The sequence below is a fragment of the Brenneria sp. L4-2C genome (assembly GCF_040240335.1).
Classification (GTDB): Bacteria; Pseudomonadota; Gammaproteobacteria; order Enterobacterales; family Enterobacteriaceae; genus Brenneria.
This window is the reverse complement of sequence record NZ_JBEIAC010000013.1, coordinates 17,561-41,402: the sequence shown is the minus strand read 5'-3', so window position 1 is coordinate 41,402 and position 23,842 is coordinate 17,561. Positions and strand designations below refer to the sequence as shown.

Below are 23,842 nucleotides of genomic sequence, written 5' to 3'. Positions count from 1 at the left end.
CTCAGCCTATCCCGTATTTCTTAAACCACGCCAGCATCCGCTGCCAGCCGTCCTGAGCCGATTCGGCATGATAACTGGGGCGATAATCGGCATGGAAAGCATGTCCCGCATCCGGGTAGACGATGATCTCCGCGTTGGCATTGCCGGCCCGCAGCGCCTGGCGCATTTTATCTATCTGCTCCGGCGGAATACTGTCGTCCCGGGCGCCGTACAATCCGAGTACCGGCGCGTTGAGCGATGTGGCGACGTCAAGCGGGTGCGTGGGGGTATTTATCGTCTTGGGCGCGGTGAATTTTCCGTACCAGGCGACCGCGGCTTTCAACTGCGGATTATGGGCGGCATACAGCCAGCTGATTCGTCCCCCCCAGCAGAAGCCGGTAATGGCGAGTTTATTGGCATCCCCGCCGTGTTTGATGGCCCAGTTCGCCGTATGGTCCAGATCCGATAACACCTGCGCATCCGGCACGTTGCCGACCAGTTCGCTGAGAATTCGCTGAATATCCTGATATTGATGGGGATCGCCCTGACGGAAATAGAGTTCGGGCGCGATGGCCAAATAGCCTTGCTTAGCCAGTCTGCGGCACAGATCCTGGATATAGTGGTGAACGCCGAAAATTTCCTGCACCACCAATACCACGGGAAAGGGTTCGTTTTGCGCGGCGGGCTTGGCGAAATAGGCCGGCAACAGCTCCCCTTGCGACGGGACCGTCGTTTCACTGGCGATGATCCCGGCAGTATCCGTATTGATGGTTGAAGACGTCTGCGCGCTGACCGCCGAAGTCAATTCCCGCGGCATCTGTCTGAGAACGGTTTGCTCATCGGTATTCATGGCGTTTTCCCCTTTGGGTGCGTTCAATTCATAGTGATGTCAGGTTTCGCGTCTATGACAAAGAGTATCAACGATTGAAGAATCTACAATAAACAGGCTGAATAACCGTCAGGAGAGGAATGAAGGACGGCGCGAATGTTTTGGTCATTGAGGCTATCGATTGGCGGATGCGGCGCTGAAGCTCTTTAATTGGTGATATGTGTCACATATTTAATGTATTACTGGCCTTTATTTCTTTTTTATTGGTGATTATGGTCACAAAAATAGCCATGGCAATACGATAGAGTCTTGGCGATGGTGGACTATTTTCGCCCGTCATCTTCCTGAGGCCGCTGTTATACAACGTTTAAAAATGTGCCCGGTGTTTTTTTCTTTCTCTGATTACTCAACTCATTGCCTGGGAGGCATGTATGTCTACATCTGATGTATTCCATCTCGGCCTGACGAAGCCGGATTTACAGGGTGCGACGCTGGCGATTGTACCCGGCGATCCGGCGCGTGTCGAAAAAATAGCCCGACTGATGGAGAATCCGGCGCATCTGGCGTCGCATCGTGAATTTACCTCCTGGCGCGCCGAATTGGACGGCAAGGCGGTTATCGTCTGTTCCACCGGTATCGGCGGGCCGTCAACGTCGATAGCGGTAGAAGAGTTGGCCCAACTGGGTATTCGCACTTTTCTGCGGGTAGGTACGACCGGCGCGATTCAGCCGGACATCAATGTGGGCGATGTGCTGGTCACCACGGCGGCGGTGCGCCTCGACGGCGCGAGTCTGCACTTTGCGCCGATGGAGTTCCCGGCGGTAGCCGATTTTGCCTGTACCACCGCGCTGGTCGAGGCGGCGAAGGCGGCGGATGCGGCGCTTCATATCGGCGTGACCGCGTCATCCGATACGTTTTATCCCGGACAAGAGCGCTATGATACGTTTTCCGGCCGTGTGGTACGCCGTTTTCAGGGTTCCATGGCAGAGTGGCAAAGCATGGGCGTACTGAATTATGAAATGGAGTCGGCCACCTTGTTGACCATGTGCGCCAGCCAGGGGCTGCGCGCCGGGATGATAGCCGGGGTTATCGTCAATCGCACCCAGCAGGAAATTCCCGATGTCGAAACCATGAAACAGGCGGAAACGACGGTCGTTAAGGTACTGCTGGACGCTACGCGACGGCTGCTGGCCGGCGCATAGGCTTTACATCGGTCTGATGGGCGTATTTCAGGCCGGCTCTTTATCGATGACAATCGCAAGGAGATGTATGACCGAACCTACGTTACTCCATCCTTCACTGGTTCCGCTGGATGGCGGGATTAACTTCCGCGATCTGGGCGGGAACCGCGCGGCGGACGGACGCCTTATTCGTCACGGAAAATTGTTCCGCTCCGGTTCGCTGGATCGGTTAAGTCCGGCGGACTGCCAACGTCTGGCCGGGGTGCCGGTTTCACAGGTGGTTGACTACCGGGATGATGATGAAATCGCGCTAAAGCCCGATATTCTGTGGCCCGGCGCCCACTATCACGCTTTCCCGGCGAACCCGCTGCGCCATGAAGTCACGGCGAATCTGGATTCGCTCGGCTCCGAGGTGCTGGCGGCTTTTGATTCGCGCGCATTTATGCTGAAGCTCTATAGCCTGTTGCCGTTCGATAATTCCGCCTATCGCCAATTGGTATCGCTTCTGCTTCAGGACGACGACGGCGCGCTGGTGCAGCACTGCGCCGTGGGTAAAGATCGTACCGGGATGGGGTCGGCTCTGGTGATGTTCGCCCTGGGCGCGGACGAGCAAACGGTGATTGAAGATTACCTGTTGACCGAAACCACGCTGACGCCGTTTCGCCAGCAGTTGCTGACCCGTCTGTCAACCACGCTCAATGAGAAGGCGCTGACGCAGTTCTCCTACGTGCTGTCGGTACAGGAGGAGTTCATCGCGACGGCATTGCGGGCGATTAATGAACGCTATGGTTCGGTCGATGGCTGGCTGGAAAACGAGTACGGGCTGGACGAGCGCGCCCGCCGCCGCCTACAGGACAAGTATCTGGCTTGATGCCGGCCCTTGGCGCTAATCCTATGCGTAAAAAGAGGGATATTAAAATCATCTCCGTTCGCTTTAGCGCCGACCTTACCGGGTTGTAAGCGATAATATCCCCAGGATTTCTGCCACACGCCCCGATAGCCATATCGGTTTAGGGGCGTGTTTTAATAGGCTTCTGGTTCTGCGGGATGGCTATCGCTTGCCAGATGAGGTGATTTTACAAAAACGCCCTTCCATGGCTGTGTTCCATGATTGATCAGAAAATGCGCTTCTCCCGGATCGCACTGGAGCACATCCCCTTCGCGCAAAATGTGCATTTGGCCTTCAAGAAACAAACAGACTTCCCCGGATAGCGTATAGAACACTTCACAGGCCTGTTTATGCCGGTGATTCCTGAATGACTGTCCTGGTTGCAGAACCACAACGCCCATATCGCAGAACGGACCCCGAATCAGATATTTTGGTCCGTTGTCACCAAAACGATAGTCATGTGCTGTTTCCGTTGTCTTAATCATATTCCGTCCTTCCTTTCAAAGCCCTGGCGCTTTCCAGAGAGAAGTGGTGAGGCCGTGATCGACCAGCCCCCGTTGCTCCTTATAAACCGCCAACCATTTCTGGCGCGCCAGCAGGTAAATATCGCTGTTGGCAGGGTCGGGCTGATGCATTCTGTCCCAGCGCACCAGGCGTTCCCCCGTTTCGGCCAGCGAGTCGTAAATTCCCGCGCCAACGCCTGCTGCAATGGCGCATCCAAGCGCGGTGGCTTCCTTTACCACCGGGATATGCACCGGCAGTCCGGTCACATCAGCCAGAATTTGGCTCCACAATTTCCCTTTTGCCCCTCCGCCGGCAAAGACAAGGGAGGTGGGCGTGACATTCGAAAACTCGGCGATTTGCTGTAGGTTGCAGGCGGAAACAATGGCGGCATTCTCTTCCAGCGCCCGGAATAGCGTTGCTTTGTTGCATTTATCAGGGTCGATTGAGAGATTGATGAAAGAAGGGGCGGCGTGATACCAGGACTTGAATCGCATGACGTCGGAAAAGATCGGCATTACGCCGTATGCGCCTGGCGGAACACGGCTGGCTATATTCTCGAGCAACGTGTAAGCATCGATTCCCATGCGTTCCGCGATCAGTTTTTCTTCCGCGCAAAACGCATCCCTGAACCAGCGCATGGTCAGTCCGGTAAAGAAACTGATGGATTCTGTCTGCACCATCCCAGGGATTACATGCGGATTGATGCGTACGTTCATATTCGGATCGGTGACGGGGGCGGGTAAATTCACTACCTGTTGCCAGAACGTGCCGCCAAGTACCGCCGTCTGCGCCGGTCTAACTACGCCTAGCCCCAGGCATCCGAGTTGAACGTCCCCGCCGCCGACCACCACCGTCGTCCCGGCGGCAAGCCCGCACTGTTCCGCCGCTCCGGCCGTTACTTTACCCAGAACCGACCCCGTCTCCTTAACCGGAGAGAGAATGTCGGAACGTAGCCCCGCCATTTCCAGCAGGCCCGCTTTCCAGTCACGAGTCACCAGATCCAGCAAACCCGTGGTGCCGGCATTGGATGGATCAACGGCCAGTTCTCCGCTCAGCATACAGGCCATCCAGTCGCTAATCATGGTGATCGTCGCCGCCCGACGATAGATATCGGGACGATGATGGGCAAGCCAGAGCAACCGCGGCATTGCGCTGAGCGCCAGCGTCTGCCCCGTACAACGGTAAATTTCGTTTTCAAATGTATTGTCGTACAGTTCTTTTAGCTCGTTTACCTCGCGTGACGCTCTGGCATCGACATTCGCACATGCCCAGATCGGCAACCCATCGCTGTCATAGAGCACGATCCCTTCACGCATTGAACAGGTGGAAATTGCCGCAATCGCGTCAGGCGGGATGGCGGCGGACTGTAATGCCTGACGTATGCACTGACAGGTTAGCAGCCAGTTTTTGACAAGATCGAATTCCATTGAGCCCGGTACATCAGGAACGGCTAAATGTTGCCATTCAGCCTGTCCCACGGAGACTTGATTCCCTTCCAGATCAAAAATAACTGCTCTCACGCTGCCAGTGCCGGCATCGAGAGCCATCAGGTAGTTCCCTGATGAAGAGGAGGTACAGAGTCGAGCCATATGATTACCCTCGGCTAATTATGTCGATGCGTTGTTTATGGGGTCATGTCAGATAAATCACTCCGGTTGTCCGTCATCTGTATAAGGACTGGTTAATTTACAATTAGCTTCAGAATTTCTTCTGCGGTTTCCTGGTCGGTCACCAGCGCGTTGATATATTTTCCTTTCAGCGCCGCCACGATTGCCTCTGCTTTATGTATTCCGCCCGCCACGCCGATAACGGTAGGGATTGTGGATAGCGCCCGGAGGCTCAGGCCGATTAACTCATTGTGAATTCGCATATCGGGGACAATCTCGCCGTTTGAACGGAAGAAGTACCCCAGAATGTCTCCTGTTGCGCCTTTACGCCCAAACATGAGCTGTTCGCCCTCGGTGATATAGCCCGAACGTAAAATAGTGGCCTCCTCTTTCTGACTTATCGCGCCAATGCCCACCACGGCAACATCTGCGGCCTGGGCCGCCAGCAAGACATCTTTTACGCTGCTTTCTTCCCGCAGGGTTTGCGCGATATCGGCGGAAGAGGCTCGCAATGGGGCGGGGATAATGCTGACGCAGCACGCGGCATCGAGCTGCCCGATCCCTGTCATGTAAGGCCCTACGCCACCGGAAAGCGTAATCAGCCGGATTTTCTGTGACGAGATATATCCGCTGAGCCTTTTTAGCGTACACATCGTGGCTTCGCCGAACCCGGCCGCCAACAGTTGGTTAGGCTGAAGAGATTCCATCAGCATATGAGCAGCGCCAATGCCCAGCCGTGAGCAGATATCCCTTCCCGGTAAAGCGGGCAGCACCCGTATGTTCTTTAAACCGAAGTGGCGTTTAATGGCGTCTTCGTGCTTTAGGCAACCTTCGAAACGGGAATTGATCTGGACGCGAATAATCCCCGATTGATGGCCCTTCTCCAGAAGCCGCGAGACCTTCAGGCGTGAAAGTCCGAGTCGTTCGCTGATATCGCTTTGCGTCAGACCATCGTGGTAGTAGAACCAGGCGATACGCGCCACCAGTTCCTCTTCGCTCATGTGGCTGTCGGATTGAAAGCTACTGTCATTCGTTGTCATAAGTCTGCATCACTTTGAACATTTTAAAATCATGAACACAATTGTTCTTCTAACGGTGAAGAATAGCTGTGATCCATCCCGCACTTCTTATCCCAATAATGAACAAAATATTAAATAAATAATAAATTATCTAAAAAACGTGATCGTTATGACTGTTTTTCAGGCAACCCATGTCTATCTTGATGAACAAATAGATTTCACTAAAACTTTTGTTCAGATTGCGGCGTTTATTATCTGGGCGATGGAGGCGAGATGCAAATCGGTGACTATTTCGTTCCCCCGCTGCTTTGCGTGAGCAATATCAGCAAGCAGTACTCCGGCGTCGATGTGCTCAAAAGTATCGATTTTACGCTGCATGCCGGGCAGGTTCATGCTTTGCTCGGCGGCAATGGCGCCGGTAAATCCACCTTGATGAAAATCATTGCCGGAATTGTTCCCCCGGATGGCGGAACAATCGAAATTGACGGGAAACGGTGTGCCGGTCTGACGCCGGCCAAGGCCCATCAGTTGGGCATCTATCTGGTACCGCAGGAACCCCTGCTTTTTCCGAGTCTTTCGGTGAAAGAAAATATCCTTTTTGGTCTTTCAACGCGGCAGGCTTCCCCGGAAAAAATGCACCAGTTACTGAAGGGGCTGGGTTGTCAGCTGGATCTGCAAATTGCCGCCGGAACGCTGGATGTGGCCGATAGACAGTTGGTTGAAATCATGCGGGGGCTAATGAGGGATTCCCGTATCTTGATCCTTGACGAACCGACCGCTTCTCTCACCCCGGCGGAAACCGACCGCCTCTTCGCCCGGCTAAAAGACCTGCTCACGCAAGGCGTCGGGATTGTGTTTATTTCTCATAAGCTCCCCGAAATTCGTCAAATAGCGAACCATGTCAGCGTGATGCGCGACGGGACAATCGCCCTGACAGGCAGTACAACGTCGCTCACCACGGAAGAAATCATTCAGGCCATTACCCCGGCGGCCCGTGGCGTTTCATTGTCTGCATCGCAGAAACTCTGGCTTGAGCTGCCGGGTAACCGGCCGGCTCGTGAAAAAGATGAGCCGGTGCTGGTGCTGAAGAATCTGACGGGTGAGGGATTTATGGATATCAGCCTGGAAGTCCGGGCTGGTGAAATTCTCGGGCTGGCTGGGCTGGTTGGCGCAGGCCGTACTGAGCTGGCTGAAACGCTTTATGGCATCAGGCCCGTCAGGGCCGGGAGTATCCGGTTTAATGAACAGGATATTGCCGGGCTTCCGACGGATCAGCGTCTGAATCGCGGTCTGGTCTATTTGCCTGAGGACAGGCAGGCTTCGGGGCTCTATCTTGATGCATCCCTGTCATGGAATGTCTGCTCACTGACGCATAACAGCAGTGGGTTTTGGGCAAATCCGCAACGCGACAACGCCAAACTCGAACGTTATCGCCGTGCTTTGAATATCAAACTGAATAATCCCGAACAACCGGTTCGTACCTTGTCCGGAGGAAATCAACAGAAAATCCTGATCGCAAAATGCCTTGAAGCCGGCCCACAACTGCTGATTGTGGATGAACCTACCCGCGGCGTGGATGTCTCCGCCCGCAGTGATATTTATCAGCTTATTCGCAGTATCGCGCAACAGAATGTCGCCATTTTGTTTATCTCATCCGATCTGGAAGAGATCGAGCAGATGGCCGATCGCGTTTATGTCATGCACCAGGGAAAAATCAGTAAAACAGCGTTGAGCGGGGATGAAATCGATGTCGACACCATTATGCATATGGCATTTGGCGAGCATCTGTCGTGCGCCGTAAAAACGGACAAACCCCGTCAAAATGCGGAGGTCTTATGTTGAAGTTCATTCAAAACAACAGGGAATTGACGGCGCTGATCGCTATTCTCTGTCTGTTTGCCCTACTGGGCATTATTGATAAAAACTATTTCAGCTTCCAGACGCTGACGATGATATTCAGTAGCGCTCAGATCCTGATGCTGCTGGCGATTGGCGCCACTCTGGTTATGCTGACGCGAAATATCGATGTTTCGGTCGGTTCAATCACCGGAATGTGCGCTGTGCTGCTTGGTCTGACCCTGAATGCGGGTTACAGCTTGCCGCTGGCTTGTTTTTTTACTCTTCTTCTGGGATTGCTGGCCGGTTTTATCAACGGCGTGCTGGTCGCCTGGCTCAAAATCCCGGCAATTGTGGCTACGCTGGGTACGTTGGGACTCTACCGCGGCGTGATGTTGTTATGGACCGGCGGGAAATGGATAGAAGGCCTTCCGGCGGATCTTAAGCAGCTATCTTCCCCTATTTTCCTGTCCATTTCCCCCATCGGTTGGTTGACGCTCGCGGCGATCGCGCTGATGGCCTGGGTACTGCTTAAAACACCGTTCGGCCGTAGCATTTACGCCACCGGCGATAACTTGCAGGGTGCCCGACAACTGGGAATTCGCACGGAAGCGATTCGCATCATGGCCTTCTCCCTCAATGGCGTGATGGCCGCTATCGCAGGCATCGTTTTTGCTTCACAGATCGGTTTTATCCCCAACCAGACAGGAACCGGTCTCGAAATGAAAGCCATCGCGGCCTGCGTTCTCGGCGGGATCAGTCTTCTTGGCGGTTCAGGCACCGTGCTGGGCGCGATTCTGGGCGCTTACTTTCTGACGCAAATCGACAGCGTTCTGGTGCTGTTGCGCATTCCAGCCTGGTGGAATGACTTTATCGCCGGCCTGGTCTTACTGGGGGTGCTTGTGTTTGACGGCAGGCTTCGCTGTGCGCTTGTGAAGAATTTACGTAAGCAAAAATATGCGCGTTTCGTTGGCGGAACGTCAGAAATTACCGCCCACGAAGAGACGAAAACGACGAATACCCCGGATAAAAACAGGAAGGTGGCATGATGGCGCAATGGCAACGTTATGGCTGGGAGATCGCGCTCGCCGCACTGTTGGCGGTTGAAATACTGTCCTTTGGTATTGCCAATCCGCGCATGCTGGATATTAACGTGTTGTTGTTCAGCACCAGTGACTTTATCTGTATCGGTATAGTCGCGCTGCCGCTCACGATGGTGATTGTCAGTGGCGGCATCGATATCTCTTTTGGTTCAACGATTGGGCTGTGCGCGATTTCCCTGGGCGTGATGTTCCAGGCGGGCATTCCCTTCCCCCTGGCTATTCTGTTCACGCTGGCGATAGGCGGCCTGTGCGGGCTGTTGAATGCCGGTCTGATCATCTATACCGGCGTAAACCCGCTGGTTATCACGCTGGGTACGATGTACCTCTTCGGCGGAAGCGCGCTTTTACTTTCCGGCATGTCTGGCGCGACCGGATACGAAGGTATCGGCGGATTCCCGCTGGCGTTTACCGAGTTTGCCAACCTTTCACCGTTCGGCCTCCCAATGCCGCTTATCTTTTTTGCCGTCTGCTTTTTTTTGTTCTGGCTGCTGATGCACCGAACGCATATCGGCCGGAATATTTTCCTCATCGGTCAAAGTACGCGGGTCGCTCACTATAGCGCCATCCCGGTTAACCGGACTCTGTGCGCGTTGTATGCCATGACCGGACTCGCTTCATCTGTCGCGGCCATCTTGCTGGTGTCCTATTTCGGCTCGGCGCGTTCCGATCTGGGGGCTTCTTTTCTGATGCCGGCCATTACGGCGGTCGTTCTTGGCGGCGCCAATATCTACGGCGGTTCGGGATCGATTATTGGCACCGCTTTGGCGGCGCTGCTTGTCGGCTATCTACAGCAGGGGCTGCAAATGATCGGTATTCCCAATCAGATATCAAGCGCGCTGTCAGGCGCTCTGCTCATTATTGTCGTTGTCGGCCGGTCGATCAGTATTCACCGTCATCAAATTCGGGAGTGGCTTCTGCGTCAGCGAGCGATAAAGCAGGCGTAACGTTCCCCTATGGCTTAATCCATCCCACAAGAGAAGCAATATGGAGATATATGACTATGCAAAGCATTAAAAAAATAGCGCTGTTAAGCGCGCTCGGCATGGCTTCGCTGAGTTTTACCGTCCATGCCGCCGAGCGTATTGCTTTCATTCCAAAACTGGTCGGCGTGGGGTTTTTCACCAGTGGCGGGAACGGCGCTCTGGAAGCCGGTAAAGCGCTCGGTGTTGACGTGACCTATGACGGCCCGACGGAACCGAGCGTTTCGGGGCAGGTGCAACTGATTAATAACTTTGTAAATCAGGGGTATAACGCCATCATTATTTCCGCCGTCTCCCCTGAAGGGCTATGTCCGGCGCTAAAACGCGCCATGCAAAGGGGCGTCAAAGTTCTGACCTGGGACTCTGATACCAAGCCCGAATGCCGCTCTTATTACATTAACCAGGGTACGCCTGTCCAACTGGGGAGTTTGCTGGTCGATATGGCGGCTAATCAGGTGAAGAAAGAGAAAGCCAAGGTCGCCTTCTTCTACTCAAGCCCGACCGTAACGGATCAGAACCAGTGGGTAGCTGAAGCCAAACGCAAGATTGAACAGGATCATCCGGGCTGGGAGATAGTGACCACGCAGTTTGGCTATAACGATGCGACTAAGTCATTACAGACCGCCGAAGGAATTATCAAAGCATGGGGCGATTTGGACGCCATTATCGCGCCGGACGCCAATGCCCTGCCCGCGGCGGCCCAGGCGGCGGAGAACCTGAAGCGTAGCGATATCGCCATCGTCGGTTTCAGCACTCCGAACGTGATGCGTCCCTATGTAAAACGCGAAACCGTCAAAGCGTTTGGTCTCTGGGACGTGGTTAATCAGGGGAAAATCGCTGTTTATGTGGCGAATGCCCTGCTCAAAAATGGCGAACTGAATATTGGCGACAAGCTGGATATTCCCGGTGTCGGGCAGGTTGAAGTTTCACCTAACCGCGTACAGGGATACGACTACGAGGCCAAAGGCAATGGCATCGTTCTCCTGCCGGAACGCGTGATCTTCACGAAAGAGAATATTGATAAATATGACTTTTGATTCACGCGCTGAAATGACGCTCTACGTTCTTTCAGCACCGGTTACGTTTAATAATCCGATGGGGTGTTGTCATGGCTGATTTAGACGATATTAAAGACGGTAAAGACTTCCATATTACTAACCCGCAAACCAATACCTTATTCAAGCTCAAAGGCTGTGGCGCGCTTGATTGGGGAATGCAGTCGCGGCTGTCGCGCATTTTTAATCCACGCAGCGGAAAAACCGTGATGCTGGCATTTGATCATGGCTATTTTCAGGGGCCGACAACCGGCCTTGAGCGTATCGATATTAACATTGCGCCACTGTTTGACTACACCGATGTGCTGATGTGTACCCGCGGCATTCTTCGCAGCGTGGTGCCGCCGGCGACGAATAAGCCGGTCGTGCTTCGCGCCTCGGGGGCGAATTCGATTTTAACGGATCTCAGTAATGAAGCCGTCGCCGTTGCGATGGATGACGCCGTGCGACTGAATGTCAGCGCCGTTGCCGCACAGGTATACGTTGGCAGCGAGCATGAGCATCAATCGATTAAAAATATCATCCAGCTTGTCGATGCCGGTATGAAAGTGGGGATGCCCACGATGGCCGTCACCGGCGTGGGCAAAGAGATGGCGCGCGACCAGCGTTATTTTTCTCTGGCGACGCGTATTGCGGCTGAAATGGGCGCACAGCTCATCAAAACCTACTATGTCGACAATGGTTTTGAACGAATCGTGGCCGGGTGTCCGGTGCCTGTCGTCATTGCCGGCGGGAAAAAATTGCCTGAACGGGACGCGTTGGAAATGTGTTTTCAGGCCATCGACCAGGGCGCGTCGGGGGTGGACATGGGGCGCAATATCTTCCAGTCAGAACACCCCGTCGCCATGTTGAAGGCCGTACATGCCATTGTTCATGAAAATGAAACCGTCGAACACGCCTATGCGTTATTCCTCAGCGAAAAGGGATGATGCGCAGGCATCGCTAAAACGTTTTCGGGCCTGTGATGCAGGCCCGATGTTTAAGCTATAAGGAGATTTTCCATGCATGTTACGCTGGTTGAAATTAACGTTCATGACGATAAAGTTGAACAGTTCATTGAGGTTTTTCGTAAAAACCATCTTGGCGCCGTTCAGGAAAAGGGTAATTTGCGTTTTGATGTTCTTCAGGATCCCGCGGTTAGAACACGTTTCTATATCTATGAAGCTTACGTGGATGAAAAGGCCGTTGCAGAGCATAAAACCACCGCGCATTACAAAGAATGCGTCGCTGCGCTTGAATCCCTGATGACGGGCTCTCGTAAAAAGACAACCTTTATCGGCTTGATGCCATAGGAAGGTCGCTATGAATACGCGCTTTTCCAGTCTTGGTCGTCAGGAATGTCTTGAGCTACTGAGAACATACCCTTTAAGCGTTGGCATACTGGCAGGCCGGTGGATTAATCTCTCCCGTTATTTATCTGAGCTGGAAGCGCTTTCCTTACCGGTGCTCCATCTTGATCTTATGGATGGTCACTTCTGCCCGCAGTTTACCGTCGGGCCGTGGGCGGTGGAGCAACTTCCCCAGTCTTTTATCAAGGATGTCCATTTAATGGTATCCGATCCCTGGCCGGTAGCGCAGGCGTGCGTCAAAGCGGGAGCTCATATCGTCACCCTACAGGCTGAAGGGGTGACGCATCTTCATCATATTCTTACCTGGCTTGGTCGGCAGCAGGCGCCGGTGGCAGGGGGGGAAATGCCGGTTATCCGCGGCATCAGTCTGTGTCCTTCCACGCCTATCGACATCATTCTTCCCGTTCTTGATGATGTGGAACTTATTCAGGTGCTGGCAGTGGATCCAGGTTACGGCAGCAAGCTGTCCGAACACGCCCTTCATGCCCGCTTAAACCAACTTTTCACGCTGCTCGGCAATCAAAGGCGCAGTAAGATAATCGCGGTGGATGGCTCGCTGAGTCTTGCTGAACTGCCTGCTCTTAAAAGGCTTGGCGTCGATCGGGTGGTTTCAGGCAGCGCGCTTTTTCGTAATGACAAACTTTCTGAGAACGCCTCTATCTGGCTTGCTGATTTTAGCGCCGCGCATTGAGGCTGATGTAAAAAGAAAGCGCCGACGATATGATCGTCCGGCGCTTTCTGCTCACTTAATTATCGGTTAAATATGGCTTTTAGCGATCAGCCGGTATTGCGCATCCCGGCGGCGACCCCCGCGATGGTTACCATCAACGCCAGTTCGACCTCCGGATCTGACTCTTCCTGTTGGCGCGAACGATGCAGCAGTTCAGCCTGAAGCACGTTCAGCGGGTCGGTATACACGTTGCGCAATGCGATCGATTCGGCGATCCACGGCAGATCTTCCATCAGGTGATCGTCATTGGCGATGGTCAGCACGACATGGATATCGGCGGCTAACTGTTCACGCAGCTGTTTTCCCAGCGGCCATAATTTCTTATCGACCAGACGCTGGTCGTAGTATTCGGCCAGCCACAGATCCGCTTTGGAAAACACCATTTCCAGCATCCCGATACGGGTGGAGAAAAACGGCCAGTCGCGGCACATGGCTTCCAGATGTTCCTGTTTGCCGTCGTCCACGACTTTTTGCAGCGCGGCGCCGGCGCCAAGCCAGGCGGGCAGCATCAGGCGGTTCTGCGTCCAGGCGAAAATCCACGGAATGGCGCGCAGGCTTTCCACGCCGCCGGTAGGACGACGTTTCGCCGGGCGCGAGCCTAACGGTAATTTACCCAGTTCCAGCTCCGGGGTGGCCGAACGGAAATAAGGCACAAAGTCCGGATTTTCACGCACATATTTGCGATACATATCGCAGGATACGCGGGACAGATCGTCCATCACCGCTTTCCATTCCGGTTTGGGTTCCGGCGGCGGCAGCAGATTGGCTTCCAGAATCGCGCCGGTGTAGAGCGCCAGGCTGCTGATGGTGACTTCCGGCAGACCGAATTTGAAGCGGATCATCTCGCCCTGCTCGGTCACGCGCAGACCGCCCTTCAGACTGCCCGGCGGTTGAGACAGCAGAGCGGCGTGGGCCGGCGCGCCGCCGCGGCCGATCGAACCGCCGCGACCGTGGAACAGCGTCAGCGCGATGCCGGCTTTTTCGCAGGTTTTAATCAGGGCGTCCTGCGCGCGGTACTGCGCCCAGGAAGCGGCCATCACGCCGGCGTCTTTCGCCGAGTCGGAATAGCCGATCATCACCATCTGTTTGCCCTGAATGACGCCGCGATACCAGTCGATGTTCAGCAACTGGGTCATCACGTCGTCGGCATTGTTCAGGTCTTCCAGCGTTTCAAACAGCGGCGCGACCGGCAACGCAAAGGGACAGCCCGCTTCTTTCAGCAGCAAATGCACCGCCAGCACGTCGGAAGGCGTACGCGCCATGGAAATGACGTAGGCGGCGATCGAACCGGCGGGCGCTTTGGCAATGACCTTACAGGTGTCGATCACCTCTTTGGTCTCGGCGCTGGGTTCCCACTGGCGCGGCAACAGCGGGCGTTTGGAGCTTAATTCACGGATCAGGAAGGCCTGTTTGTCGGGCTCGGACCAGCTTTCGTAGTCGCCTAAGCCCAGGTAACGGGTGATTTCCGCCAGCGCTTCGCTGTGATTGGTGCTTTCCTGACGAACGTCGATGCGCACCAGCGGTACGCCGAAACATCGTACGCGGCGCAGCGTGTCCAGTAGTTGACCGTCGGCGATGATGCCCATGCCGCAGGCATGCAGCGACTGGTAACACGCGAACAGCGGATCCCACAATTGTTCATTGCTGACCAGCAGGTCTTTCGGCGGTAACAGCTCGCCGCCTTTGAGACGCGCATCCAGATAAGCCAGCGTGCTATTCAACTGGGCGCGTAATGATTTCATGATGGCGCGATACGGCTCCTGCACGTCGTCGCCGCCGGCCAGCTTACGCAGCTCCGGGGTACAGGCCGACATCGACAATTCCGATACCAGGAACTGAATATCCTGCAAGAACAGGTCGGCCGCTTTCCAGCGGCTGAGTAATAATACCCGGCGAGTGACTTCGGCGGTTACGTTGGGGTTGCCGTCGCGGTCGCCCCCCATCCACGAGGTAAAGCGCACCGGCACGGCTTCGACGGGCAGACGATAGCCGAAAGATTTTTCCAGCAGTTCATCCAGTTCGCGCAAGAAGGCGGGGACGCCTTCCCACAGGCTATTTTCAACCACGGCGAAGCCCCATTTGGCCTCTTCGAGCGGGGTAGGGCGGATCTTGCGGATTTCGTCGGTATGCCAGGATTGCGCAATCAACTGGCGCAAACGACGCATAATCCGGTCGCGTTCATAATCGGCCAGATCGTCATGATCGAGCTGTTTAAGACAGGTATTGACTTCAACCAGTTTATGGATCAGGGTTCGACGGGTAATTTCGGTCGGATGTGCGGTCAATACCAGCTCGATGGAGAGCGATTCGACGGCGTTGCGGATGTCTTTTTCCGTAAGATTTTTATTTTCCTTTAAGCGCTCGAACGCTTTGGCGAGCAGTTCCGGGTTGCTGGCGGCTTCGCCGTGCGGGGAAATGGTGTGATATTGCTCAGCGGTATTGGTTAAGTTAAGAAATTGGCTAAATGCGCGCGCTACCGGCAATAGCTCGTCATTGGACAAATTTTGTAGTGTGTTCAGCAGTTCCTGTCGATGCTTTTCACTGCCTGCTCGGGAGGACTTTGATAATTTACGAATCCTTTCCACTTTATCAAGAATGTTCTCACCCAGCGCTTCCTTGATAGTATCGCCAAGTAGCTTACCTAGCATGCTGACGTTACTTCGCATTGCTGAATATTGCTCTTTCATATTTACCCTAACCCATCTCTAATTTTTTGTAAGTTTGTTTCACCAGAAAAACGTACAACGCTCCTTTCATCTAGCCACGATGAGGTAGATTCGTCAATTGACGATTCTTTGTTCGCGTCAATCTTTATACCGTCTCTCTTTTTACCTGCTTTGATGTAGATCTGGCAATTTGTGAAATTTAATTACAGATGCCCTGACATTAGGTGAGCTTATTAGGGAGGCAACGCGGGGCATGAATGCCCCGGACAGTGAATGACGGCCTGTCTGATGAGTCGCTAGATCAATTTCTGCTGATTTCGCCGGGCGGCGAATCCGGCCGAAATCACTACTGCATTTCCCGATCGTCGATATAACGGCGTTGGTCCGCGGCGGGAGGGAAATACTGATAAAGCCAGGTTTCGCTCAGCGTCTCGCCCTGCGAACGCAGGAACAGCCGCATATCGACGGGGTCGTTCTTCTCGCTGGTCGGATACCAGTCGAACAGAATACGGTAGCCGTCAAAAGGCTCGACGTAGAGGATTTCGATATTTTTCGCCTGTCCGTCGGACAGGGTAATCACCGGTTCTATCCCTCTGGGGGCCGCGGATTTCAGATCGCCGCCGACGAAATCCACCGCAAAACGCCGCGCCCACTGGGCGGGATAGTGTTCGCCCGGCGCCCACCCTTCCGGAAAGCCGCCCATTCCCGTGCGCGTGGCATGCACCCTGGCGAGAGGCGTGCGTTGCGGCGCGTCGGCGCTCCAGTAAAGTTTATAGCGATAGTTGTATTCGCCGCCGGCTTTTATCGGGGTTTCGGGCTGCCAAAAACAGACGATATTGTCCAGCGTCTCGCCGGTGGTCGGGATCTCCATCAGCGTGACGGCGCCTTTGCCCCACCGGCCGACGGGTTCCACCCACAGGCTCGGTCGCTTGTGGTACCAGCCGATGACATCCTGGTAATTATCGAAATCGCGATCGGTTTGCAACAGCCCGAATCCTTTGGGGTTATTGTCCTGGTAGGCGTTGAAGCGCAGTTTTTGCGGATTGTTCAACGGCCGGCAAATCCATTCTCCCGCGCCCGTCCACATGGCCAGCCGGTCGGAGTCGTGAATCTGGGGATGGATGGTGTCGCACATGCGGCGCTCGTGGTTGCCGCAACTGAACATGCTGGTCATGGGCGCGATGCCCAATTGCTGAATATCCTGACGGGCATGCAGCTGTTTTTCAATATCCATCACCACGCGCTCCGCTTCGCAGTCGATGACGAAACGGTAGGCGCCCGTGGCGCTGGGGCCGTCCAAAAGCGCGTACACGGTGAACGAGGTCGCTCCCGCTGCTGGCTGTTCGAACCAGAAGGCGACGAAGTCGGGGAACTCCTCGGGCTGGGAGGTATAGGTATTGATGGCGATCCCGCGCGCCGACAGGCCGTACTGATAGGTGGCGTCCACGGCGCGGAAATAGCTGGCGCCGAGGAAAGAGACGATGTCCCGCTGGGTCAATTCCGGCGCTTTAAATACCCTGAAGCCGGCGAAGCCGAGATCGTCTTTTCCTTCGAGCTGCGAGACGTCGACGCCGGCGCCGGTATAGTCGAACAGTTCCGGGCGGAAATGAATTTCACGCGCCGTGTTGTTGGCGGAATCGATGGAGAACATACGTACCGGACGGGTAAATCCCATGCCGACGTGAAAATATTGCACGTCCAGCCGGCGATTTTCCAGCGCGTTCCAGAGCGAATGTCCGGCGTCGTAGCGGATATCGTTGTAGGCCTGCGGCGTCAGCCTGGCCAGCGTGGGCGGAAGCGCCGCCGACTGGCCGTTATAGGGTTGACTGGCGCGATCCGCCGCCATTTTCTTGAGCAGGGAAAAACTGAAAGGCGTCGCATTGCCGTCCGCGATTTGCTCTCCCGCGGCCTGGGCCGCGCGGGGAAAGACCGTGGCCAGCGCTGGAATGCCACAACCGGCGGCCAGCGCCATGGAGGCTTTGAGAAATAATCTTCGATTCATAGCAGCATTAATTTCCTTAATTTGCAGAAACCCCTTTGCGATGGCGAAACTTGCTGGAATAACCAACCGGCAGCAGTGTAACAAGGGCGCTAAGCGTGGACGATGCCGATATGCGCGAATGAAAAACATATTCATCTATTGCTATAAAAACAGCAAAAACTCTTATTATCCTTAACTTTTTTTACTTATCTTCACAATAGACGCAGGTATTGGGGCGGGAAGACGGGGCACGAATGCCCCGGAAAGTGAATTATGGCCTGGCGGTCTGTCTGACGACCAACGCATAGGTCAGCGTGAAGGACAGCGTCAGCGCGATGATGACGCCGGAAACGGCGAAGATGAAATACGGGCCGATGTAAGCCGGCAGGCTGAAAATGCTGGATAAAATGTAGCCGAATAGCCGTACGCCGAAGAACGCGATAAATGCGGAGGCGATCGAGCTTGCCGCGGTCGCGGCGATAAAGGACTTCTTATATTTGGTCAGCACGCCGAATAACGCTGGCTCGGTAATGCCGAGCAGCGCCGACACGCCGGCGGAGAGAACGATGGATTTATCCTGCCGGCTTTTGGCATGGAAATAAATGGCGAACGTCGCGCCGGCGATAGCCATGTTCGCCATAAACATCATCGGCATCAGCATATCGAATCCCTGATCGCTGAAGTTCTGTAGCGCGATCGGCGTCATGGCATGATGCATACCCGTCAGAATCGCCACCGGGCGGATTGCTCCGACGACAAAACCGGCAAAAATGGATGATATATCAAACAGGCTCTGGATAAACAGCGCCAGTAATTTGCCGAGATAGATCCCCAGCGGCCCGATCAGCGTCAACGAGACCAGCGCGGTAATGAACAGCGTCAAGGTTGGCGTAAACACCGTTTTCAACACCGACGGCATAATTTTGTCTACCCAGCGATGGATGTAACTCAGCGCCAGCACGGAGAAAATCACCGGGATAACGCTGGCCGAATAGTTAAAGACGGAAACCGGAATAACCCCAAGGAAGTAGAAGGCGCTTACCGCGTCCGGACTATGGCCGGCCAGCGCTTTGGCGGCTTCCATCAGCGAGGGGTACATCAGGCAGGCCGCAATGGCCGCCGCCAGATATTCATTGGTTTTAAAGATTTTGGCGGCGGAGACGGCCAGGAAAAAGGGCAGGAAATAGAACACGCCGCTGGCGATCAGATCGATCACGATCACCGTATCGGACTGGGCGGAGATCGCTTTGAGCGCGATCAGCCCGGCCAGCAGTCCTTTGATCATCCCTGCGCCGGCGATGGCGGGTACGATGGGGCCGAATACGCCGGAGACGGTATCCATAAACAGGGATATCAGACCTTTTTTGTTCTTTTGCGTCTCGGCGTCGGTCGTCGATGGCGATAGCATCGCCACTAAAGCCTGGTAATAAGTTTCCACCTGCGGGCCAATAATAATTTGAAACTGGTCGCTTTGATTTTGCGCGCCTAATATTCCCGGCAACGCCTTAATTTCTTCCGCGTTAACTTTATTATCATCAATCAGATCAAAACGAAGGCGAGTCATACAGTGCCAGACTTTATTGATATTTTTATTTCCGCCGACTAGGTTAATGATCGACTGAATTACTTCATTTTTCCCCATAAATAAATCCCTCGCTTGGCCTTCATGTATTTTAGACCGAATTATTTACTGGGATAGTAGGTTTCTCCTTAAGTAAAAACAAACCAATAAATCATGAGCTACATCACAACATCAGTTTAAAACTGAGTTATTTTTTATAAAATCGATAATTGGTATGGTTTTTTGGGTAATTAAATCATTTTTTCAAACCAAAATAATTCTTTTGCATTAAGTCGTTTACAAGGCGAAAAAAAGGCAGTAGAAAGCAAAAAAGAAACGGTTTTTGATATTGCCTATCCGCCTGTTTTTTCTATTCAGGCCGGAAACGCTGGAGGATACTTTTGTGTTGCCGACAATAATTACCAATATTGAATGTTTGGTCACCCGGCCCGACCGACATAATCTGGTTACCGTGATCGTCAGTACGGATAAAGGCATAACGGGTTATGGCTGTGCGACCTTCCAGCAGCGTCCGCTGGCGGTAAAAGCCATGGTTGATGAATATCTCAAGCCGTTACTGGTCGGGCGGGACGCCAATAATATCGAAGATCTGTGGCATATGATGAGGGTTAACGCCTACTGGCGAAACGGCCCCGTCATCAATAATGCGGTGGCCGGCGTGGACATGGCGCTCTGGGATATCAAGGGCAAGCTGGCCGATATGCCGCTCTATCAGCTATTCGGCGGTAAATCCCGCGATGCCGTCGTCGCATACAGTCATGCGGCGAGCGATACGCTGGCCGGGTTGTTTCTGGACGTGGAGCGGCTCTATGCCCGCGGCTACCGTCATATTCGCTGCCAGTTGGGTTTTTATGGCGGCAACGCCGCCTTACAGCATGGTACGCGGCAGCCGACGGACGGCGCTTATTACGATCAGGATCAATACATCACCGACACCCTCGCCATGTTTCATGCGCTGAGAGAAAAATATGAAGACCGCTTTCATATTCTGCATGACGTGCATGAGCGACTTTTCCCCCATCAGGCGGTGCGATTTGCGAAAGAAGTTGAAGCCTATCATCCTTATTTTATTGAGGATATCCTGCCGCCCGATCAGAACGCCTGGCTGGCGCAGATTCGCAGCCAGAGCGCGGTGCCGCTGGCGACCGGGGAGTTGTTCAATAATCCGGCCGAATGGCAGGATCTGGTGATCAACCGGCGAATTGATTTCATTCGTTGCCACGTCTCGCAGATCGGCGGCATCACGCCGGCATTGAAACTGGGGGCGTTTTGCCAGAATTTCGGCGTGCGGCTGGCGTGGCACTGTCCGCCGGACATGACGCCGATCGGCGCCGCCGTGAATGTTCATCTGAATATTCATCTGCATAACGCCGCGATCCAGGAGTTTGTCGATTATCCCGCCAATACCCTCAGGGTTTTCCCGGAGGCCGTCGAGCCGGAGAATGGCTATTTATATCCTATTGAAAAACCAGGGATCGGCGTAGGTATCAATCTGGAAGAGGCCCGCCGGTTTCCGGTCGTCTATCGCCCGCATGAGTGGACGCAGAGCCGGTTGCCGGACGGCGCCATTCACACGCCGTAGGCGGCGATCACGGGGACTGGCGGAACGTCAGGTTATCCTGATTGAAGGGAATGACATAGGCGCAGGAATAGTTGATATCAATAATGTCGCTGGACTCATAGACCCGGCCGCCTTGCAGGATCCCCCGGTTGATAATATGCATGGCGGCAATGCCCTTTTTACAGTCCAGCAGTTCAGCCTGCGCTTTATTCACGGTGACGGCCTGATAATGCGTCAGTGAATGGGAAATGGCGTAGCCTTTGCTGAGCACATACTGCTGGATGGAGCTCTCAATAATCTTTTGATTGATATCAGGGAAATCAGCCGCCGGCATGGTCGATATCTCAATCTGCACCTTGCGCTTATCCACATAGCGCAGGCGACGGAATTCCCAGATAAAGGAATCCCGGGGGAGGGCGAATATCTGCTGCTCTTCCCGATTCGGGCAGCGTTTATGCAGACTGAGCAAACGGAATGAAATCTGGTTGAATTTCTTTTCGGTAATGGAGTTATAGACCAGCGGATTGCCGCGCACGCCCTGATTAATGAAGTTCCCCGCGCCCTGTACCATAGAAATCGCGCCAATGCTGGCGAGCTTTTCCAATGCGTTGCGGATCGTGAAGCGCGACACGCCGTATTCTTCGGCCAACTGGCGTTCCGGCGGCAGCTTTTCCGGCAGCGGGTCGCTGTGCTGATAGATTTTGCTTAACAGATCCTGGGCGATAAAATCTTTTTTCTTCATTGGTTCTCTCAAACGGCCTTATCCGCTTTGCGGATGGATAAGGCCGCAAGTCGCAGGGTTACGGGTGGCAGAAATGCTTGATCATCTGCGAAATTAATTCTCTCGTCGGTTTGATAAAAGCGGTATCGAGGAATTCGTCCGGCTGATGCGCCTGATCGATCGATCCCGGCCCCAGCACCAGCGTCGGGCAGAGCTCTTGAATAAAAGGCGCTTCGGTACAGTAATTGACGACTTCGGTTTGCGTACCCAGCAACTTTTCCACCACCGAGACTAAATGATGGTCCGCCGGGCATTCATAACCGGGGATCGGCGGGTGCAGCTCGCTGATGGTCAGCCGTCCCGGCCAGCGCTGACTGACCGGCGCCAGCGCGTCCGACAGCAGGCCGTTCAGATCGTTGAGCGTGATGCCCGGCAGCGGACGGATATCCATATGCAGCTCACAGCAGGCGCAGATACGGTTCGACGCATCGCCGCCGTGAATATGGCCCAGATTCATGGTCGGATAGGGGATGGCGAACGCGGCGTTGTGATAGCGTTCCTGCAAGGTTTTGCGCAACACCAGCAGATGGGAGATCGCGTCGTGCATCAGTTCGATGGCGTTAACGCCGCGCGACGGATCGCTGGAGTGTCCGGACTGGCCCTGAATGCGTATCGCGCTGGACATATGGCCTTTGTGGGCGCGTACCGGTTGCAGCGAGGTCGGCTCGCCGATAATGGCGCAGTCCGGCCTGAGCTGTGTGGATTCGGCAAAATATTTGGCGCCGGCCATGGTGGTTTCTTCATCCGCGGTGGCGAGAACATACAGCGGTTTGGTCAGTTTCGTCGCATCGAGGTCGCGCAACGTATCAAGAATAAACGCGAAGAATCCTTTCATATCGGCCGTACCCAGACCGTACAGCTTATTATCGTGTTCGGTCAGCGTGAAAGGGTCGCGCGTCCAGCGTCCGTCATCGAAGGGTACGGTATCGGTATGCCCCGCCAGCAATAGGCCACCTTTTCCTTCCCCTATTCTGGCCAGCATATTAAATTTATGTCGGGTGCCGGGTACTGGCTGAACTTCAACATGAAAGCCCAAATCAGTAAACCAGCCGGCCAGCAGATTGATTAACGCCTGATTACTTTGATCGAGTTCACTGTCGGTCGCGCTGATGGACGGCGTTGCGATCAACGCCCGGTATAGCTCAATAAACGGGGGTAATTTCATCTTCACAGTTGACAGCCTCTGGTTAGGATAGTATCAATATTCATGCATTTTTTTTGAATAAAAATACAATAATGCTGAACAAAAGGAAACCTTGAGGTATCCTTGGTAAGGAACATAACCGCTTTAGCCGTTTCAGCGCAAAGTGTAGATGCAGGAAAATTGCTTGCCGCTTTGCCGTCGCTGAAGGGCATCACCGATTTGCCGGTTAAACCGTTAACCCAGTCTTTATTTTGATGACTATTTACCATTCTGAGGCGCGAAGAAAACAATGAATCCGTTAATTATCAAGCTAGGCGGCGTTTTACTGGATAGCGAAGAAGCGCTGGAACGCCTCTTCACCGCACTGGTTGCCTATCGTCAGCAACATCAGCGCCCGCTTGTGATTGTACATGGCGGCGGATGCCTGGTTGACGATCTGATGAAAAAACTGTCGCTGCCGGTCGTGAAGAAAAATGGCCTGCGCGTCACCCCCGCCGACCAGATCGACGTTATTACCGGCGCGTTGGCGGGTTCGGCGAATAAAACGCTGCTGTCGTGGGCGAAAAAGCACGCTATTAACGCGGTCGGTCTGTGTCTGGCGGATGGCGGCAGCACCCAGGTGACGCAACTGGACGAGGAACTGGGTTTTGTCGGCAAAGCCGCGGCCGGTTCGCCCGCGTTGCTGAATACGCTGCTGTCCGCGGGCTACCTGCCGGTCATCAGCTCTATCGGGATGACCGATCAGGGCGAGCTGATGAACGTCAACGCCGATCAGGCCGCCACCGCGCTGGCGCAGACGCTGGGGGCGGACCTGATTCTGCTTTCCGACGTGAGCGGCATTCTGGACGGCAAAGGTCAGCGCATTGAGGAAATGACGGCGCAAAAAGCGGAGCAACTGATCGCGCAGGGTATCATTACCGACGGCATGATTGTTAAGGTTAACGCGGCGCTGGATGCCGCGCGCGCGCTGGGTCGTCCGGTGGATATCGCCAGTTGGCGCCATGCCGATCAACTGCCTGCGCTGTTCAACGGCGTGGCTATCGGTACGCGTATTTTAGCGTAAGCA

20 protein-coding genes and 1 pseudogene are annotated in these 23,842 nt (G+C 54.3%); 12 read left to right on the top strand and 9 right to left on the bottom strand.

Annotated features, from left to right (window positions below; all coding sequences use genetic code 11):
- Position 1: 1 nt before the first annotated feature.
- Positions 2-829: a dienelactone hydrolase family protein gene (locus ABRZ26_RS17315; protein WP_319605403.1), complete on the bottom strand. Its 828-nt coding sequence runs from the start codon at positions 827-829 to the stop codon at positions 2-4.
- Between the two features lie 410 nt (positions 830-1,239).
- Here ABRZ26_RS17315 and udp point away from each other — a divergent pair, with 410 nt between their 5' ends.
- The gene (udp, locus tag ABRZ26_RS17310; RefSeq protein ID WP_319605402.1) at positions 1,240-2,010 is read left to right on the top strand and encodes a uridine phosphorylase; all 771 of its coding nucleotides are present in this window, start codon (positions 1,240-1,242) and stop codon (positions 2,008-2,010) included.
- A gap of 67 nt (positions 2,011-2,077) precedes the next feature.
- A complete protein-coding gene (locus ABRZ26_RS17305) occupies positions 2,078-2,860 on the top strand; it encodes a tyrosine-protein phosphatase (RefSeq protein ID WP_319605401.1) in 783 nt (260 codons plus the stop codon).
- 152 nt (positions 2,861-3,012) lie between these two features.
- On the opposite strand, the gene ABRZ26_RS17300 is transcribed toward ABRZ26_RS17305, so the two are convergent.
- The 3 genes from ABRZ26_RS17300 to lsrR form a co-directional block, all read right to left on the bottom strand.
- Positions 3,013-3,363 carry a cupin domain-containing protein gene (locus tag ABRZ26_RS17300; protein WP_319605400.1) on the bottom strand — a complete coding sequence of 117 codons (351 nt, stop codon included), beginning with the start codon at positions 3,361-3,363 and terminating at the stop codon, positions 3,013-3,015.
- A gap of 15 nt (positions 3,364-3,378) precedes the next feature.
- The gene (gene lsrK, locus ABRZ26_RS17295; protein WP_319605399.1) at positions 3,379-4,971 is read right to left on the bottom strand and encodes an autoinducer-2 kinase; all 1,593 of its coding nucleotides are present in this window, start codon (positions 4,969-4,971) and stop codon (positions 3,379-3,381) included.
- A 92-nt stretch (positions 4,972-5,063) separates the two neighbouring features.
- On the bottom strand, positions 5,064-6,029 hold the full coding sequence (gene lsrR / locus ABRZ26_RS17290) for a transcriptional regulator LsrR (RefSeq protein WP_319605398.1): 966 nt from the start codon (positions 6,027-6,029) through the stop codon (positions 5,064-5,066).
- A 252-nt stretch (positions 6,030-6,281) separates the two neighbouring features.
- Here lsrR and lsrA point away from each other — a divergent pair, with 252 nt between their 5' ends.
- From lsrA to ABRZ26_RS17255, 7 genes are all read left to right on the top strand, one after another.
- Entirely contained in the window at positions 6,282-7,850 is a 1,569-nt protein-coding gene (gene lsrA, locus ABRZ26_RS17285; RefSeq protein WP_319605397.1) for an autoinducer 2 ABC transporter ATP-binding protein LsrA, read from the top strand.
- Complete coding sequence (gene lsrC / locus ABRZ26_RS17280) at positions 7,844-8,893, top strand: autoinducer 2 ABC transporter permease LsrC (protein WP_319605396.1); 1,050 nt, start codon at positions 7,844-7,846, stop codon at positions 8,891-8,893. Before lsrA ends, lsrC begins: the two co-directional genes overlap by 7 nt.
- Positions 8,890-9,891 carry an autoinducer 2 ABC transporter permease LsrD gene (gene lsrD, locus ABRZ26_RS17275; RefSeq protein ID WP_319605395.1) on the top strand — a complete coding sequence of 334 codons (1,002 nt, stop codon included), beginning with the start codon at positions 8,890-8,892 and terminating at the stop codon, positions 9,889-9,891. The genes lsrC and lsrD overlap by 4 nt, the downstream gene beginning before the upstream one ends.
- A gap of 50 nt (positions 9,892-9,941) precedes the next feature.
- Entirely contained in the window at positions 9,942-10,964 is a 1,023-nt protein-coding gene (lsrB, locus tag ABRZ26_RS17270) for an autoinducer 2 ABC transporter substrate-binding protein LsrB (protein ID WP_319605394.1), read from the top strand.
- Positions 10,965-11,035: 71 nt separating this feature from the next.
- A complete protein-coding gene (gene lsrF / locus ABRZ26_RS17265; protein WP_319605393.1) occupies positions 11,036-11,911 on the top strand; it encodes a 3-hydroxy-5-phosphonooxypentane-2,4-dione thiolase in 876 nt (291 codons plus the stop codon).
- A 72-nt stretch (positions 11,912-11,983) separates the two neighbouring features.
- Positions 11,984-12,274, top strand: a complete 291-nt coding sequence (gene lsrG, locus ABRZ26_RS17260; protein ID WP_319605392.1) for a (4S)-4-hydroxy-5-phosphonooxypentane-2,3-dione isomerase — start codon at positions 11,984-11,986, stop codon at positions 12,272-12,274.
- A gap of 10 nt (positions 12,275-12,284) precedes the next feature.
- On the top strand, positions 12,285-13,022 hold the full coding sequence (locus tag ABRZ26_RS17255; protein ID WP_319605391.1) for a beta/alpha barrel domain-containing protein: 738 nt from the start codon (positions 12,285-12,287) through the stop codon (positions 13,020-13,022).
- An 86-nt stretch (positions 13,023-13,108) separates the two neighbouring features.
- Here ABRZ26_RS17255 and ppc read toward each other — a convergent pair whose 3' ends face one another.
- The 3 genes from ppc to ABRZ26_RS17240 form a co-directional block, all read right to left on the bottom strand.
- On the bottom strand, positions 13,109-15,748 hold the full coding sequence (ppc, locus tag ABRZ26_RS17250) for a phosphoenolpyruvate carboxylase (protein ID WP_319605390.1): 2,640 nt from the start codon (positions 15,746-15,748) through the stop codon (positions 13,109-13,111).
- Between the two features lie 325 nt (positions 15,749-16,073).
- Complete coding sequence (locus ABRZ26_RS17245) at positions 16,074-17,729, bottom strand: glucan biosynthesis protein D (RefSeq protein WP_319605389.1); 1,656 nt, start codon at positions 17,727-17,729, stop codon at positions 16,074-16,076.
- A 250-nt stretch (positions 17,730-17,979) separates the two neighbouring features.
- A complete protein-coding gene (locus ABRZ26_RS17240) occupies positions 17,980-19,350 on the bottom strand; it encodes a PTS transporter subunit EIIC (RefSeq protein WP_319605388.1) in 1,371 nt (456 codons plus the stop codon).
- 322 nt (positions 19,351-19,672) lie between these two features.
- Between ABRZ26_RS17240 and ABRZ26_RS17235 the strand changes: the two genes are divergently transcribed.
- Complete coding sequence (locus ABRZ26_RS17235; RefSeq protein ID WP_319605387.1) at positions 19,673-20,872, top strand: enolase C-terminal domain-like protein; 1,200 nt, start codon at positions 19,673-19,675, stop codon at positions 20,870-20,872.
- Between the two features lie 7 nt (positions 20,873-20,879).
- Here ABRZ26_RS17235 and ABRZ26_RS17230 read toward each other — a convergent pair whose 3' ends face one another.
- Together ABRZ26_RS17230 and argE are read right to left on the bottom strand one after the other, a co-directional pair.
- Positions 20,880-21,593, bottom strand: a complete 714-nt coding sequence (locus ABRZ26_RS17230) for a GntR family transcriptional regulator (RefSeq protein WP_249231761.1) — start codon at positions 21,591-21,593, stop codon at positions 20,880-20,882.
- Between the two features lie 58 nt (positions 21,594-21,651).
- Positions 21,652-22,803 (bottom strand): acetylornithine deacetylase, encoded by a 1,152-nt coding sequence (argE, locus tag ABRZ26_RS17225; RefSeq protein WP_319605386.1) that lies wholly within the window; start codon positions 22,801-22,803, stop codon positions 21,652-21,654.
- 105 nt (positions 22,804-22,908) lie between these two features.
- Between argE and ABRZ26_RS17220 the strand changes: the two are divergent.
- Together ABRZ26_RS17220 and argB are read left to right on the top strand one after the other, a co-directional pair.
- Positions 22,909-23,013: pseudogene (locus tag ABRZ26_RS17220) on the top strand (N-acetyl-gamma-glutamyl-phosphate reductase); the annotation flags it as partial.
- Positions 23,014-23,065: 52 nt separating this feature from the next.
- On the top strand, positions 23,066-23,839 hold the full coding sequence (gene argB, locus ABRZ26_RS17215) for an acetylglutamate kinase (RefSeq protein ID WP_319605385.1): 774 nt from the start codon (positions 23,066-23,068) through the stop codon (positions 23,837-23,839).
- Positions 23,840-23,842 lie beyond the last annotated feature (3 nt).